Origin of the sequence: Pseudonocardia autotrophica (assembly GCF_003945385.1) — a bacterium.
Taxonomy (GTDB): domain Bacteria; phylum Actinomycetota; class Actinomycetes; order Mycobacteriales; family Pseudonocardiaceae; genus Pseudonocardia; species Pseudonocardia autotrophica.
Genome location: NZ_AP018920.1, coordinates 1,211,812 through 1,228,031, shown reverse-complemented (window position 1 = coordinate 1,228,031; position 16,220 = coordinate 1,211,812). Strand labels below are relative to the sequence as shown.

Annotated in this window: 12 protein-coding genes; 4 read left to right on the top strand and 8 right to left on the bottom strand. The window is 75.1% G+C overall.

What is annotated here, in order from left to right; all coding sequences use genetic code 11:
* Positions 1–67 precede the first annotated feature (67 nt).
* Positions 68–3,649: an ATP-dependent helicase gene (locus Pdca_RS05995; RefSeq protein WP_085911706.1), complete on the bottom strand. Its 3,582-nt coding sequence runs from the start codon at positions 3,647–3,649 to the stop codon at positions 68–70.
* A gap of 64 nt (positions 3,650–3,713) precedes the next feature.
* On the opposite strand from Pdca_RS05995, the gene Pdca_RS05990 reads away from it, so the two are divergent.
* Complete coding sequence (locus Pdca_RS05990) at positions 3,714–3,995, top strand: MGMT family protein (RefSeq protein WP_085911705.1); 282 nt, start codon at positions 3,714–3,716, stop codon at positions 3,993–3,995.
* A 265-nt stretch (positions 3,996–4,260) separates the two neighbouring features.
* Entirely contained in the window at positions 4,261–5,046 is a 786-nt protein-coding gene (locus Pdca_RS05985; RefSeq protein WP_085911704.1) for a DUF4190 domain-containing protein, read from the top strand.
* 80 nt (positions 5,047–5,126) lie between these two features.
* On the opposite strand, the gene Pdca_RS05980 is transcribed toward Pdca_RS05985, so the two are convergent.
* The 7 genes from Pdca_RS05980 to Pdca_RS05950 all read right to left on the bottom strand — a co-directional run bounded on the left by Pdca_RS05980 (position 5,127) and on the right by Pdca_RS05950 (position 13,074).
* A complete protein-coding gene (locus Pdca_RS05980; RefSeq protein ID WP_085911703.1) occupies positions 5,127–5,894 on the bottom strand; it encodes a putative protein N(5)-glutamine methyltransferase in 768 nt (255 codons plus the stop codon).
* Positions 5,895–5,917: 23 nt separating this feature from the next.
* Positions 5,918–6,628, bottom strand: coding sequence for a sirohydrochlorin chelatase (locus tag Pdca_RS05975; protein WP_085911702.1), 711 nt, complete (start codon positions 6,626–6,628; stop codon positions 5,918–5,920).
* The gene (locus Pdca_RS05970; protein ID WP_085911701.1) at positions 6,625–7,815 is read right to left on the bottom strand and encodes a uroporphyrinogen-III synthase; all 1,191 of its coding nucleotides are present in this window, start codon (positions 7,813–7,815) and stop codon (positions 6,625–6,627) included. Before Pdca_RS05970 ends, Pdca_RS05975 begins: the two co-directional genes overlap by 4 nt.
* Positions 7,816–7,919: 104 nt before the next feature.
* On the bottom strand, positions 7,920–8,300 hold the full coding sequence (gene nirD, locus Pdca_RS05965) for a nitrite reductase small subunit NirD (protein ID WP_085911700.1): 381 nt from the start codon (positions 8,298–8,300) through the stop codon (positions 7,920–7,922).
* Positions 8,297–10,855, bottom strand: coding sequence for a nitrite reductase large subunit NirB (nirB, locus tag Pdca_RS05960; RefSeq protein ID WP_166665905.1), 2,559 nt, complete (start codon positions 10,853–10,855; stop codon positions 8,297–8,299). Before nirB ends, nirD begins: the two co-directional genes overlap by 4 nt.
* Before the next feature lie 86 nt (positions 10,856–10,941).
* The gene (locus Pdca_RS05955; protein ID WP_085911698.1) at positions 10,942–12,375 is read right to left on the bottom strand and encodes an FAD-dependent oxidoreductase; all 1,434 of its coding nucleotides are present in this window, start codon (positions 12,373–12,375) and stop codon (positions 10,942–10,944) included.
* 333 nt (positions 12,376–12,708) lie between these two features.
* On the bottom strand, positions 12,709–13,074 hold the full coding sequence (locus Pdca_RS05950) for a hypothetical protein (protein ID WP_232021432.1): 366 nt from the start codon (positions 13,072–13,074) through the stop codon (positions 12,709–12,711).
* Positions 13,075–13,323: 249 nt separating this feature from the next.
* Here Pdca_RS05950 and Pdca_RS05945 point away from each other — a divergent pair, with 249 nt between their 5' ends.
* Together Pdca_RS05945 and Pdca_RS05940 are read left to right on the top strand one after the other, a co-directional pair.
* Positions 13,324–14,385 (top strand): acyltransferase family protein, encoded by a 1,062-nt coding sequence (locus tag Pdca_RS05945; RefSeq protein ID WP_166665904.1) that lies wholly within the window; start codon positions 13,324–13,326, stop codon positions 14,383–14,385.
* Positions 14,386–14,790: 405 nt separating this feature from the next.
* Positions 14,791–16,200 (top strand): HNH endonuclease signature motif containing protein, encoded by a 1,410-nt coding sequence (locus Pdca_RS05940; RefSeq protein ID WP_085911695.1) that lies wholly within the window; start codon positions 14,791–14,793, stop codon positions 16,198–16,200.
* Positions 16,201–16,220: the final 20 nt, after the last annotated feature.

Sequence of the window (16,220 nt, the reverse complement as noted above, 5' to 3'; positions counted from 1 at the left end):
GACGGGCCGACGGGCCGCTGGGCCGGACTATCCGGCGGGCCGGCGGGCCGCTGGGCCGGCGGGCCGGTCAGCCGTCCACCACGGTCCGCCCGGTCTCGACGGCGGGGCAGCTGGTCCGCACCGGGCAGCGGTCACAGTCGGGCCCCGCCCTGGCCACGAACACCGCGCCCGCCGAGTCGTCGGCGCAGCGCATCAGGACGTCCCGCCAGTGCCCCATCTCCTCGGGCTTCAACGGGGCCTGCCGGGGTTCCTTCGCCTCCCCGCCCGCCCTGCGGTCGGCGAGGAACAGCAGTCGCGCCCCGCCCGGCTCGACACCGCGGCCGACGACGTCGTCGAACGCGCCGAGCGACGCCGCGAGTTGGTAGACGGCGAGCTGGTGGTGCTCGGCGGTCGCCCGGGCCGAGGTGGCCGTCTTCCCGGTCTTCACATCGACGACCACCGGCCGGCCCTGGTCGTCGCGCTCGAGCCGGTCGACCCGGCCGCGCAGCCGCACCCGGCGCGCGGCCCGGGCCGCGCCACCGCCCTCGCCGGCCGACGACACCTCCTCGAGCAGCGGATCCCCGGCCGGTGGCGGGTCGCCCTCGACACCGGGGCCCTCCGGTGGCAGGTCCCCGTCGAGATCGAGCTGCATCGACTGCTCGACCGCGACCAGCCCGAGCCCCTCGGCCCGGCTGCGCCGGACCCAGTCGTCGAACGCGGCCAGCATCTGCCGCACCCGGGTCAGCTCGCGCCGTCCGAACCAGGGTGCGCCCGCGTCCAACCGCCGCCACGCCGACTGCAGCGCCTGCTCCAGCTCGACCGGATCGGCCCCGGCCGCGCGGGCCTGCACCAGCGCGTGCACCAGGGAGCCGGTGACCGCGGACAGCGCGCCGGACTCGTCTCCGCCGTGCCGGGACAGCACCCAGCGCAGCGGGCAGCCGGCGATCGTCTCCACATCGGACGGCGAGATCGGCACCAGCTCACCGTCGGCGCGCAGCGGGGCGAGATCGGACAGGTCGGCGAGGCCGTACCAGTCGTCCGGATGCGCCCCGGGAACGCCGTCCGCGGCGAGCCGCGCGAGCTGGGTCGCCGCCCGGCGTCGGCGGGCGGCCCGCGCCGGATCGCCGCGATCGGGTGCGGTGACGGCGCGGCGCAGCTCACCGACCAGCTCGGGCAGCACCAGCGAGCGCTCCGGCCGGTGCACCTGCCGGGCCTCGGTGGCGTCGGCGGGCCGCGGGTCGAGCTCGTCGAGGAACCGGGATGGCTGCTCGTCCTCCCCCTGTACCGCGCTGACCAGCAGCATCGAGCGGGCCCGGGTGCAGGCGACGTAGAACAGCCTGCGCTCCTCGGCCAGCAGCGGCGCCGTCCGGGAGACCGCGGCTCCGGGATCGGCGACCCCGGCGACGAGATCGACGAGCTGCTCGTGCCCGAGCAGGCTGCCGCGCAGCCGCAGGTCCGGCCACAACCCCTCCTGCACGCCCGGCACGGCGACGACCGTCCACTCCCGGCCGCGGGCACCGTGCGCGGTGAGCAGCTCGACCGCTCCGCCGCGCGGTGCCTGCGGGGCGAGGGTCTCCCCGGGCAGCTGCTGGTCGGCGAGGTACTCCAGGAAGCCGCCGACGTCGGCACCCGGTAACCGGTCGGTGTAGCGGGCCGCGGCGTCGAAGAGGGCCAGCACGGCGTCGAGGTCGCGGTCCGCGGCGGCGCCACCGGGGCCGCCGCGGCCGCTCGCCTCGCTCCAGCGCCGGGCCAGGCCGGTCCGGCGCCACACCCGCCACAGGGTCTCCTCGACCGAGTCGCCCGCGGTGATCGAACGGGCGGCGGTGTCGAGCAGGCGCCCGACGTCGCGCATCGGCGCCGCCTCGGCCGGGGACAGCATCGCGAGCGGATCGGGGCGCCCGCCGACCGCCTCTCGGAGCATCGCGACCAGCAGCGGATCGCTGCTCGCGGTTGCCGGATCGGACTCGCCGGGTTCCGGGTCCTCGTCGTCCGGGAACACCCGTACGTCGTTGCCCGCGGCGGCGTGCAGCCGCAGCAGGCCACGCCGCAGCCGCCGCATCCGCATCGGGTCGCCACCGCCGAACGGCGAGGTCAGCAGCGAGATCGCCAGATCGGCGTCGATCGAGGAGGGACGCGACGCCGCACGGAGCACCAGCAACAGTGGGATCACCGCGGGCTGACGTGGCAGCGGCACCTCGTCCGGCGGCGCGACGATCGGGACGCCGGCCGCGGCGAGCGCACGGCGCAGCGCGGGCAGCGTGCGGCGCGCGGACCGGGACAGCACCGCCATCTCCGACCAGGGGACGCCGTCGACCAGGTGCGCGCGGCGGAGCCGGTCGGCGATCCAGCCGGCCTCCGCCGACGGTGAGCCGAAGACCCGCACCTGGACGGCCTCGCCGGCGCCGGCGCTCGCCGGGCCGGCGGCCTCGCCGGGACCGGGAGCGCGCTGACCCGCAGCCGGGCCGGGACCGGGGGCCCGCTCCCCAACGGCCGGACCGGGTCGGTCGGCCGGTTCGCGGCCGGCGGCCCGGGCATCGGCTCCGGACGCATCGTCCGGACCGTGCCGGACCCGGGTGCGGCCGGCACCGGGCAGCTTCTCCGCCAGCCGCAGACCGGCGGTGCGGACCTCCGCGGTCTGCCGGTGGTCGACGGTGAGCAGCTCGGTGGGAGCGTCGATCGCGTCGAGCCCGCGGGCGTCGGCGCCGCGGAAGGTGAGCACCGCCTGGTCCGGATCGCCGGCGACGAGCGTGGACCCGGCGTCGGCGGCGAGTGCCGCGACGAGCTCCATCTGCTGCGGGTCCAGATCCTGGGCGTCGTCGATGAGCAGGTGCCGGATCCGCTGCCGTTCCAGCTCGCGCAGCCCCGGGTCGGCGGCCAGCGCGTCCAGCGCGGCGGCGACGAGCTCGGCGGAGTCGAGCGCCGGGGCGGTCGCCTGCGGGGCACCCCGGCCCGCGGCGCCGCGGAGCAGCGTGACCTCCTCGTAGGTGCGGAAGAACCGGGCCGCCGCCACCCACTCGTCGCGCCGGTGCGCTCGGCCCAGCTCGGCGAGGTCCTGCGGGCCGAGGCCCCGCTCGGCGGCCCGCAGCAGCAGCTCCCGCAGCTCGGCGGCGAACCCGGGCAGCCCGAGTGCCGGATCGAGACGCTCCGGCCAGCCGGATCCCGGGACGCTGCCGTTCCAGTTCTCGATCTCCCCGGCGAGCAGCTCGCGGACCACCACGTCCTGTTCGGCGGAGGCCAGCAGCCGGGGTGGTGGGTCCTCGTGCCGCGCGGCGTGCAGCCGCAGCACGCCGAACGCGTACGAGTGCACCGTGCGCACCAGCAGCTCCCGGGTGGTGCGGGCACCGAAGTCACCCGCCGGGCCGTTGCCACCCGGGTCGGTGCCGCTGCTGGTCAGCAGCGCGGTGAGCCGCCCCCGCAGCTCCTCGGCGGCCCGCCTGCTCCCGACCAGCAGCAGCACCGACCCCGGTGACGCACCCGCCCGGATCCGCCGGACCACCGCATCCAGCAGCAGGCTGGTCTTCCCGGTGCCGGGCCCGCCCAGCACCCGCAGCGGACCACGGTCGTGCTCGAGCACCCGGGCCGCGGCGCCGGTCCACTCCCGGGCCGGCTCGGCGACCGGACCCGTGCGCACCAGGCGGGGGGACGCCTGCTCCGCGGCTGCTCGGGTCATGCTCCGATTCGACCACGTGACACCGACAGTGACACCGGGGCCCGCCCGGCGGGAGGATCCCGGTGTGGACGAGGAGACCGTGGAGCGGGTCCGGGACGTCATCGGGTCGATCCCGCCGGGGCAGACACTGAGCTACGGCGAGGTCGCCGAGCTGGCCGGTCTGCGTTCGGCCCGGCTGGTCGGCCGGATCCTCGCCGAGGACGGCTCCGACCTGCCCTGGCACCGGGTGCTGCGCTCGGACGGCCGCGCGGCGCCGCATCTCGCCGTCGAGCAGGCGGCGCGGCTGCGCGCGGAGGGTGTGCTGATGGTGGACGGCCGGTTGCCACGCGAACACCGCCGCCGCTGAGCCGCGGCCGCAGGTCGGGGCTGCCGCGACGGCACCCGCGACGGCACCACCCGCGACGACCGTCGTGCGGCGCCCGGTGACCAAGTCGGGCGGGCGGGCCCGGTGTCTGGTCAGGCGGGCGGGCCCGGCGGATGGGCCCGGCGGACGGCCCGCGGCGGGTGAGCCCGCAGTGGGTGAGCAGAGCAGGGGCCCGCTCGATCGTCAGTTCTGATGACCTCCCCGGTGTCCCGGCAACAGGGCAGGCACGCCGCGCGACCTGATCGTCGTGATCCCCACCCAGCCCCCGTACCCGCCGCAGCCGCCCTATCCGCCCCAGCCCCCGCACGGCTGGGCGCCGCAGCCCAGGAACGGTCTCGGCACCGCAGCGCTCGTCCTCGGGATCGTCGGTGTCCTGTTCTCGCTGATCCCGATCATCGGCATCATCGCCTGGCCGCTGGTGATCATCGGACTGGTGCTGGGAGCGCTGGGCATCGTGCGAGCGCAGGCGGGCAAGGCCGACAACCGCGGCGTCGCGATCTCCGGGACGGTGCTGTCCGCGTTCGGGCTGGTCATCTGTGTGCTCTACACGATGGCGTTCGCCACGGCGTTCTCCGGCGGGTCCTCGGCGACGACGTCCGGCGGCGGCTCGACCACCGCGTCCGTCGGCAGTGTGCAGCGCGCCGACCGCACGACTCCCGCTCCGGCCCCGGTCACGAGCGGGCCCCCCGGAACCACTCTCTCGACGGACGACGGCATGGAGGTCGGCGCCGGCCCGCTCCGCGACAAGACGGCGTTCGTCGGGGCGGTGAAATGCACCGACGTCACCTATCGCAACGGCAGCCCGAGCACCGAGAGCTTCAACATCTGGGACTGGAAGCTGCAGGACCCCGACGGCGCCATCCGCCGGGTCAGCATCGGCAGCAACAACGATCTGAGCTCCGGTGAGCTCGCGCCGGGCGGGACGGTGAGCGGGCAGGTCTGCTTCGACGCGAAGGAGCAGCAGCAGGGAACCTGGACCGTCGTGTACGAGGGCGGGCTGTTCGGGTCGGAGAACCTGACCTGGGTCAACTGAGGCCGCGCCGCCCGTCGTACAGCGCCCGGCGGGCGGGCCAGGCGGGCGGGCCCGGTCTGTAAGCAGAGCAAAGGGCCACGTCAGTGTGGGAGGGTGCCCTCGACCCAGGTGCCGTCGCGCTCCTCGTCGTGGCCGGTGCGCGACGCCAGCCCCGCCCCCTCGAACGCCGCCTCCAGGGCCGGGGCCTGGTCCGACGACGTCTCGATCAGCACCCGTCCACCGCGGGCGAGCCAACCGCAGGCCGCCGCCGCGACCCGGCGGGCCGGGTCGAGACCGTCGGCACCGCCGTCCAGCGCGGTCCGGGGTTCGTGGTCGCGGGCCTCGGGCGGCAGCCCGGTGATCTCGGCGGCGGGCACGTACGGCGTGTTCGCCACGACGACGTCGACCCGCCCGCGCAGCGACTCCGGCAGCGCGGCGAACAGGTCGCCGGTGTGCACCGTGCCGGTCCCGGCGAGGTTGCCCGCCGCGCAGGCGGTCGCCACCGGATCGACGTCCACGGCGTGCAGCACGACCGGTGCCCGCCGGGCGATCGCCAACCCGATCGCGCCGCACCCGCAGCACAGGTCGACGACGACCGCGCCGGGCCGCAGTCCGCGGACGGCTGCGTGCACGAGCGCCTCGGAACGACGGCGCGGCACGAAGACGCCCGTCGCCACCCGGATCCGCAGGCCGTCGAACCGGACGTGACCGAGCAGGTGCTCCAGGGGCTCCCCGGCGATCCGGCGCCGGACGAGCCGGTCCAGCTCGGCACCGGACGCGGCGGCCTCCAGCAGCGCGGCCTCCTCCTCGGCGAACACGCAGCCCGCGGCCCGGAGCCGGGCTGCCAGCGGCGCACTCACCCGGTCCATCGTGCCCGATCCCGGACCAGGGCTCAGGCGGCGCGCTCGATCTCGGCGACCCCGGCCGTGTACCGGTCGAGCACCGCACGCACGACGTCGTCGTGCACGCCCAGCGGATCGGCCACGACGTCCGCGCCGCACTCGAGCAGACGGTTCTGGAACACTCCGGGCGCCAGCAGCCAGGACGCCACCGCGACCCGCCGCTCACCGGCCCGGCGCAGCCCCTCGACCAGGTCGGTCACCGTCGGTGTCCCGGTCGCGGCGAACCCGACCCGGACCCGGCGCCCGACCCGACCGGACAGCATCCCGGCGGCCAGCCGGACCTGCGCGACGGCCGACGGGTCCGACGAGCCCGCCGCGGCCAGCACGACCGCGTCGCCGTCCCGGTACCCGGCGGCGCGCAGCCGGTCGAGCGCGGCCGCGGCCAGCAGCGGATCCGGGCCCATCGACGGCGTCGTACGGAACCGGGCCGGATCGGCCCCGGCCTCGGCGAGCTGGGCGGGCAGGTCGACCCGCACGTGATAGCCGGCGGCCAGGAACGCCGGGACGACCACCGCGCCGTGCGCACCCGAGTCGCGCAGCGCGATCACCGCGTCGACCACCTTCGGGCCGCGGACGTCGACGTAGCAGATCTCCACCCGCGGCCCCTGCGCCGCGACGGCGCCGGCCAGCGAGCGGATCACCGCGTCGGCGGCGTCGGACCGCGACCCGTGCGCGACCAGCAGCAGCGGCAGCTCGCTCACCGCTCGGCCCCCGGGACGTCCGCGCAGTGCCCGCCGTGCCCGGGTTCGAGCGCCAGCCGATAGCCGCGCCGGACCACGGTCTGCACCAGTCCCGGAACGCCGAGCGCGGCACGCAGCCGGGCGATCGCGTTCTCGACGGCGTGCTCGTCGCCCGCCCCACCCGGCTGCGCGGCGAGCAGGTCGGCGCGCGACACCACCCGGCCCGGCCGGCGGGCGAGCAGCCGCAGCAGCGCCATCGGGGTCGGTGGGAGCGGGCGCAGCTCGGCGTCCACCAGGACGGCGTGCCCGCGCAGCTCCAGCACGTGCCCGGCGACCGGCAGCGTGCGGGCCCGCCCGGGTGCGACCGACTCGCAGGTCCGCACCATCGCGCCGAGCCGCGACCGCTGCGGCTGAACCGTGGGGACGTCGAGTGCCTCCAGCGGTGCCGCCGTCACCGGGCCGACGCACAGCGCCAGTACCGGCCCGCGCAACGCGGCCAGCAACGGCTCGTGCAGCCCGCGTTCCTCGGCGCGGGCAAGGATCCCGGCTGCAGCGGGGGCGCTGGTGAAGGCCAGCACGTCGATCCCACCACCGAGGGTGCTGTCGATCAGCCGGTCCAGCGGGCCGATGTCCAGCGGCGGCGCCCACCGGTACACCGGGACGGTCACCACCTCGGCGCCCGCCAGCTCCAGCGCGTCGACGACGTCGGGCAGCGGCTCCCCGTGCAGCTGGACGGCGATCCGGCAGCCCTCGACACCGCGTTCGAGCAGGTGCTCCAGGACCTCGGCGGTCGACTCCGACTCCGGTGACCAGGCGTCGACCAGCCCGGAGGCCCGGATCGCGCCGCGCGCCTTGGGGCCGCGGGCCAGCATCTCGGAGCGGCCGAGCGCGGCCAGCAGGTCCTCGCCGATGCCCCAGCCGTCGGCCGCCTCGATCCAGCCGCGGTAGCCGATCCCGGTGGTGGCGACGGTGATGTCCGGTGGTGCCGCGACCAGCTCACGGGTGCGGTTCTCCAGCCGGTCGTCGTCGGCGAGCGCGACGATCCGCAGCGCCGGGCCGTGCTGGACGGTCGCCCCCCGGCGTTCCAGCATGGTGGCCAGTTCCTCGGCCCGCCGGGCCGCGGTGATCCCGACGGTGAAACCGGCGAGCGGCGGCACCGGCGCCGTATCGGGGGCGGGTGCGGCGTCTCGTGCGGCGGATCGGGTCACCGGTCCTCCGTTCCTCCGGCCGGTCGCCGGCGACCGGCGTACGACGGGGACTCCGGGAATGTCGCGAGTGGTGGTGGTGGTCGCGGCTGCGTGGGTCGGGCCATTCACCGTATCCCGACCTGTACCGAGTCGCCCACGACCCGCACGGCGAACGCGGGCAGGCTCACAGTGTCGTCGCCCCCGTCCAGGCAGCGCCCGTCACGCAGCGCGAACACCTGCTTCAGGATCGGTGACGCGACGGTCGGCTCCCCGGCCCGGTCGCCGGTGATGCCGCGGGACATCACCCCGGCGCCACTGAACGGGTCGACGTTGCCGACCGCGTACAGCGCGTCGTCGGCGAGCCGGAACAACGCCACCTGGACGTCACCGACCAGGGCGGCGGCGCCGCGGCCGGGGAGCAGCCGGTCGAGGGGGCAGACCTCGACCCAGCCGCTGGGCTCGTCGTCGACACCGGCCGGGATCGGGGACGCGTGCACGGCGGTCATCGCGGGGACACCTCCGGGAGTCCGATCAGCACGGGTTCGTCCGGCCGCCCGGGCGCCGGGACGTTCTGTCCCCGCTCCTGCACGAACCGGATCGTCGGGTCCGGCGCATCGGGTGCGTTGACGAAGGACACGAAGCGGGACAGCTTCGCCGGATCGTCGAGCACACCGGCCCACTCGTCGGCGTAGGACTCGACGTGCCGGGCCATCGCGGCGTCCAGCTCCGCGCAGATGCCCAGCGAGTCGTCCACGATCACCGATCGCAGATGGTCCAGTCCGCCCTCCATCGACTCGATCCACGGCGCGGTGCGTTGCAACCGGTCCGCGGTGCGCACGTAGAACATCAGGAACCGGTCGATCGTCCGGATCAGCGTCGCGGAGTCGACGTCGGAGACGAGCAGCTCGGCGTGCCGCGGGGTGAACCCGCCGTTGCCGCCGACGTAGAGGTTCCAGCCGGTCTCGGTGGCGATCACCCCGAAGTCCTTGGAGCGGGCCTCAGCGCACTCCCGGGCACAGCCGGACACCCCGGACTTGAGCTTGTGCGGCGACCGCAGCCCGCGGTAGCGGAGCTCCAGCTCGACGGCCATCCCGACCGAGTCCTGCACGCCGTAGCGGCACCAGGTCGTCCCGACGCAGGACTTCACCGTCCGCAGCGATTTGCCGTAGGCGTGCCCGGATTCGAACCCGGCGTCCACCAACCGCCGCCAGATCGCCGGCAGATCGTCGACCCTGGCCCCGAACATGTCGATCCGCTGCCCACCGGTGATCTTGGTGTAGAGCCCGAAGTCGCGGGCCACCTCGCCGATCACGATCAGTCCCTCCGGGTTCACCTCGCCACCGGCGATCCGCGGCACGACCGAGTACGACCCGTTGCGCTGCATGTTCGCCAGGAAGTGGTCGTTGGTGTCCTGCAGCGTCGCGCGTTCACCGTCGAGGACGTGCTGGTTGTAGAGGCTCGCGAGGATCGATCCGACGACCGGTTTGCAGATGTCGCAACCCGCGCCGCGGCCGTGCCGGGTGATCAGCTCGGAGAACGAGGTGATCCCGGCACCCGCGACGATCTGGAACAGCTCCGCGCGGGACCGGTCGAAGTGCTCGCACAGCGCCTTCGAGACCTCGACGCCCTGCTGTTCCAGGATCTTCTTGAGCGTCGGCACGCAGGACCCACAGGTGGTGCCGGCCCGGGTGCACGCCTTGAGCGCCGGTACGTCGTGCGCGCCGCCGTCGATCGCGGCGCACAGATCGCCCTTGGTGACGGCGTTGCAGGAGCAGATCTGCGCCGAGTCCGGCAGCGCCGACGCGTCCGGCTCGGCCCCGCCCTTCGAGATCAGCGTGACCGGGTCGCCCGGCAGCGCCGAGCCGACCAGCGGGCGCAGCGCGCCGTAGCGCGACGCGTCACCGACCAGTACCCCACCGAGCAGGGTGGACCGGTCGGCACCGGTGTCCGGAGGGGTGACCACGAGCTTCGAGTAGGTCCCGGCGACCGGATCGTCGACGACGATCTCCAGCGCGCCCTCGGTGCTCGCATGCGCGTCCCCGAAGCTGGCGACGTCGACGCCCAGCAGCTTGAGCCGGGTGGACATGTCCAGTTCCGCGGGCGTCATCCGGGCCTCGCCGCCGAGCAGCCGGTCCGCGACGACCTCGGCCATCGCGTAGCCGGGCGCGACCAGGCCGTAGGTGCGGCCTTCCAGCGCGGCACACTCGCCGATCGCCCACACGGCGTCGTCGTGGGTCCGGCAGCGGTCGTCGACCAGCACCCCGCCGCGTTCCCCGACCGGCAGGTCACAGCCGCGGGCCAGCTGGTCGGCGGCCCGGATACCGGCGGAGAAGACGACCAGATCGGCGTCCAGCTCGACGCCGTCGGACAGCGTCCCGACCAGCCGGCCGCGATCGGCGGAGATGCTGTCCAGCGACACCCCGGTCCGGACGGCGATGCCCTGCGACTCGACCAGCGAGCGCAGCAGTACCCCGCCGCCGGCGTCGACCTGCACCGGCATCAGTCGCGGCGCGATCTCCACGACCTGCGGGGACAGTCCGAGCAGCCGCATCGCGCGGGCCGCCTCCAGACCGAGCAGTCCGCCACCGACGACGATCGCCGACGGGCGGCCCTTGCGGTCCGGGTTCGCCGAGGCCGCCGCGGCGGCCTCGGTGATCGCGTCCAGGTCGTCGAGGGTGCGGTAGACGAAGCAGCCGGGCAGGTCATGGCCCCGCACCGGCGGGACGAAGGGGTACGAACCGGTCGCCAGCACCAGCGCGTCGTAGTCGAGGGTCCGGCCGGACGCGGTGCTGACCCGGCGGGCGTCCCGGTCGATCGTCGCGACGGCGTCGCCCAGGTGATAGGTGACGAGCGGGTCGTCGTGCAGATCGTCGTCGTCGAGCCGGAGATCCTCCTCGGAGCTTCCATCCACATAGGACGACAGTGCGACCCGGTCGTAGGCGCGACGGGACTCCTCACCGAGGACGGCGATCTCCCAGTCCCCCGCGGTGTCCCGGTCGCGCATCGCGGCGACGAGCCGGTGCCCGACCATGCCGTTCCCGACGACCACCAGACGGCTCACGGTGCTGTCCCCCTTCATATCGCCTGCTCTCGCCATACCGCGTGCTCCCGCCGTACGGTGCGCTCCCGCCGTACCGTGTGCTCCCGTCATACGGCGTGCTCCCGCGACGGATCGGCGTGCTCCAGCCAGTCGCGGATCCCGCCGACGGCGTCCCGGCAGCTGCCGCAGCCGGTTGCGGCGCGGGTCCGCCGGGACAGCGCCCCGACATCGCGTGCGCCCTCGCGCCACGCCGTGACCAGCGCGTTCTTGGTGACGGTGTTGCACCGGCAGACGACGGCGGTACCCGGCAGCCTGCCCGGGTCACCCGTCGCAGGCGCCTCGCCGGGCAACGCCCGCCCGAGCAGCAGCGCCAGCCGGTCCTCCGGGGCCGGCGCACCGGAGTCGTAGAGCCCGATCACGGTCGCGGCGGCGTCCGGGAGGCCCATCATGACGGCGCCGACCACCCGGTCGTCGCGCAGTGACAGGACGCCGTAGCGGCCCCGGCGCGGATCGGCGACGTGCAGCCGCTCGTCGCCGTCCGCGACATCGCCGATCGCGGCGAGATCGATACCGGCCGCCTTCAGCCGGGTCACCGGACGGGTGCCGCGATAACGGGCGGCCGGATCGGCCCCGGTGAGCAGATCGGCCAGTACCGCGGCCTGCTCCCAGCCGGACTGGACCAGTCCGGGTGCGGCGTCGGGATGCTGCGCGCAGTCGCCGATGGCGTGCACCCGGCCGTCGTCGGTGGCGAGCCGATCGTCGACCAGGATGCCACGGTCGACGGCCAGTCCGGCGTCGGCGGCGAGCCCGGTCTCGGCGCGGACACCCGCGGCGACGACCACGGCGTCCGCGGCGATCCGGCTGCCGTCGTCGCAGTCCAGGCCGGTCTCGGGATCCCATGCCTTGGCCCCGACCCCGCAGCGCACGTCGACGCCGAGCCCGCGCAGCGCATCGGCCAGCACCGCACCGGCGCCCGCGTCGAGCTGGCGTTCCATCAGATGGGTGCACGGATGCACCAGGGTGACGGCGACCCCGCGGCCGGCCAGCCCGCGGGCCGCCTCCACCCCGAGCAGCCCGCCGCCGACGACGGCGATCCGGGCGCCCGGCGCGGCCACGGCGAGGATCCGCTCGCAGTCGTCGAGATCGCGGAACGGGCTCACCCCGTCGGCCGGGGCCCCGTCGGCGCCGGTGAACCCGTCGACCGGCGGGAGCCAGGCCCGGCAGCCGGTGGCGAGCACCAGCTCGTCGTACGGGTGCTGTCCGCCGTCGGCGTCGTGCACGACCCGCGCGGTGCGGTCCAGCGCGGTCGCGGTGACGCCGGTGTGCAATGACACGCCGTCCGCCACCGGGAGCGCGACCATCGGCGCGCTCAGGCCGCCGGCGAGCACGGTGGACAGCAGCACCCGGTTGTAGGCGGGGTGGACCTCGGCGCCGAGGACGGTCAGCGACACCCGCTCGCCGCCCGGGTCGCGCCGGCGGATCTCCTCGGCGAGCCGGGCACCGACCATCCCGTTCCCGACTACCACCACTCGCCTGCTCATGGCACCGACGGTAGGAACGTGGGGTTACACCCGGGCGGCCGGGGATGACACGGGCGTTACGAGGTCCTCATTCTGCGCAGGTGGGGACCGTGAGGCGGGCGCCGTCCGGCACCGCGGCGATCCGGCCGCCGTCCCGGCCGTGGCGCTCCCCCGGCGACTCCGGGGCAGTGCGGCTCCGGGACGGCGCAGCTCCGGGACAGCGCGATTCCGAGGCGGCGCAGCTCCGGAACAGCGCAGCTCCGGGTCCGCACAGATCCGGCACAGCTCCGGGACAGCGCGGCGCGATCCGCGGCGGCGACGCACCGGACGGTCGCCCGTCGCCCGGCAGGGGCGTCACATCCCGGGCCACTCACCCTGGTGGACCGCAGCCACCCGGCCCGCCCAGCGCTCGTGCGCCGACTGCCGGGTGATCCCGGCCGCTCGGCCGATCGTCGTCCAGCTGATCCCGGCCGCGCGCAGCCCCAGCAGGTTCGGCAGCGGATCGAGCCCGGCGGCGAGCGCGATCCGGAACGCGGCGAGCTGCCAGGCGGTCTCCCGGCGGACCGGGATGTCGGTGCCCTGCTCCGCCTCCCACTCGGGCGTACCGGGCAGCGGCGGGACACCCGCGACCGCGTCGGCGTGCCGGTCGATCTCGGCGACCGCGACCGCGGTGACCGCGCGGGCGGCGGGACCGACGTCGGTGGTGAGTACGTGCTCCATGCTCCCTGTCATACCGTGCTCGCTGTCATACCGTCAGGGTATTCCTGACAGAGCCGGTGTCGAGCGCTTTTCGGGTCGGTCACCCGACGCGCCCGTCCGAGCGCGGACGCTCACGCTTCGTGAGATACACCACGTTCGGCTGCGTTCTCTTCATCGAACGGACTAAGCAGTTGCGGAGCGACACAGTCCACTACCCCGAACCGCCACGCGGGGTGACACATTCACCCGCGATGGCGCACGGAGGGTCGATTGACTCGCACGCGAACCGGACGACACAGGAGCACCACCCGATCCGCGGCCCCCGCCGGACGACTCGACTGGGTCGACGTCGCGAAGGGGCTCAGCATCATCCTGGTGGTACTGCACCACGCGGTGATGTTCCTGGAGCCGCACGGCCTGGTGCCCGGCCCGGTCGCCGCCCTGAACCTGGCCCTGACCTCGTTGCGGATGCCGCTGTTCCTGCTCGCCTCGGGACTGTTCCTGGCGCCGGTCCTGGAACGCGGGTGGCGGACCCTGCTGCACCGGCGGGTCGCGCTGTTCCTCTGGCTCTACCTGTTGTGGACCGTCGTGCAGTTCGCCGTGATCACCCCGCTGCCCACCGGGACGGCTCCCGACTTCGCCGTGCTCGACGCCGCCGATCTGCCGCTGGTCCTGCTGTACCCGGACCCGTCGATGTGGTTCCTGTACGCGCTGGCGCTCTACTCGGTCGCCGCCCGGCTGCTGCGCCGGGTCCCCGGCTCGCTGCTGCTCGTCGCGACCGGCGTGCTCAGCACCCTGGTCGGCGCCGGCATCCTCGAGTTCGGCTGGCACGCCTGGGAGCTCACCGCCCGGTACGCGTTCTTCTTCGTGCTCGGCTGGCACGGCCGCCGGCTCGTCGAGCGGGTCGCCGCACGGTCCACCCTGCTGTGGGTCCTGACGGCGGCCGTGCTCGCGGTCGCCGTGGCCGCGGCGTCGGTACTGCTGGACCTGCACGACGTGCCGGGCGTGGCGTTCGTGCTGAACCTGGTCGCGGTCACCGGTGGCGTGCTCGCCGCCGCGCAGCTGGCCCGGTGGCGGATCGGGCGGGGCGTCGCCGCACTGGGACGACGGACGCTGCCGATCTACCTGGCCAACGTTCCACTGGTCGCCCTGCTCACCGCGCTCCTGGCGAGCACCGCGCCACCGGTCGCCGTGCAGTACGGGATCGTCGCGCTGGTCACGGCGGGCGCCGTGGCGCTCTCGCTCGCGCTGCACCGCGGGCTGATCGCGATCCGGGCCGGGTGGTTCTACGACCTGCCGGGACAGTGGGCGGTGCGGCCGCGGATCGGGTGAGTGACCGGTAGCGCCACTGCGACACGCCAGGACGGACGGTGACGGCACGGCTCTCGCGCCGTCCCACCGCTGCACGGTCCCCGGCGCGGGGCGGCCCGGGTGAGGCACCGCGGTACAGGCACGGGGTAGCGCGGCACGGGCACGAGGCAGGGCCGCGCGAGCGCGAGGCGGCACGGGCGTGGGGCAGTGCGAGCGCAAGGCGGCGCGGCGCGGGGCGGCACGGCGTGGGGCGGCACGGCGTGGACGCAGGGCGGCATGGGCATGGGCGGCGCGGGCGCGACCGCGAGCCGGTGGCCGACGCAGAAGCGCGACTGCTCCGCGGTTCACAATCGCAAACCGGTGAACGGTCGCTGAACTGCGACGACGGACACTCGACAGTGGACTTCAGACGCTACAATCGAACACATGTACGAACAGGTCGCCGCAGCGAAGGCCCGCCTCGACGCGGCCGTCGACGACCTCACCGCGCTCCTCGACACCGCCGGCGACGACGAGGTGTGCGCCGTACAGACCGCCCTCGAAGCCGGCGCCCGCCGCCTCGACCATGCCGCGGTCACCGCGCTCGCCACCGCACAGCGGCGCGGGATCTATGCCGAGCGCGGCTACCGCACTCCCGCTGGCGCACTCGCCGACCTGCTGCACCTCGACCCCCGCCGCGCTCGGCGCTTCGCCTCCGCGACCGAGGCGGTCAGCCCCCGGATCGGGCTCGACGGCAGCGCCCTGCCCGCGCGCCTCGCCGCGACCGCCCCTGTGTTCGCCGCCGGTGAGGTCTCGCTGCGCCACGTCGAGGTGATCTCCGCACTGCTCGGCTCGGCACCGGCCGCCCGCCTCGGCCCCGACGTATGGACCGGCGCCGAGCAGGCCCTCGCCGACCAGGCCGTCCTGTGCACCCCCGCCGAGCTCCACACCTTCGGCGTGCGCCTGCTCGAAGCCCTCGACCAGGACGGTCCCGAACCCGACGACGCCCCACCACCGCAGATCAACGAACTACGCATCACCCGCCACCGGAACCGGCCCGGCGGAACCCTGTGCGCCCACTACGACGACGCCGAACAGTTCGAGCGGATCGCCACCTGCCTGCACGCGATGTCCGCCCCGGCCGACGCCGACGACATGCGCACCACCGCGGAACGCGCCGCCGAGGCCCTCGCCGAACTCTGCGGATTCGCCCTCGCCCACGCCTCTGGCCGGATGCTGCCCGAGACCGGCGGCCGCCGACCACAGGTCGTGGTCACCATCCCGCTCGACGACCTCGAACACCGAGCCCGCACCGCCACCCTCGAGTTCGCCGGACAGGCCACCCCCGGGGCGCTGCGGATGCTCGCCTGCGATGCCGCCGTGCTACCGGTGGTGCTCTCCGGCGAGGGCAGGCCGGTCGACGTCGGCCGGGCGAAGCGCACCGCCACCGACGCCCAGCGGCGCGCGGTGACCGCCCGCGACGGCGGCTGCGCCCACCCCGGCTGCGACCGCCCACCGGCCTGGTGCGAGGTCCACCACGTCCTCCCCTGGGAACGGGGCGGGCCGACCGACCTGGACAACCTCGTGCTGCTCTGCCGGATCCATCACCGCCTCGTCCACCATTCCGGCTGGGAGATCCACATGACCGGCAGGCGACCCGAGTTCGTCCCACCCCGCTGGATCGACCCGCAGCAGAAGCCCCGGCGCAAGCCCGATCCCGATCGGATCGTGCCGCCACCCCGGGCACCGGTCGACGACCCGCGCCCCGGCAGCCCCGCCGAGACGGAAGCACCGCGGGTCCGGGCGATCACCTTCGACGAACTCACCGCAGGGATCACCACGCGGACGGCGCGGTGACCGGCCCGGCCCGGCAAACG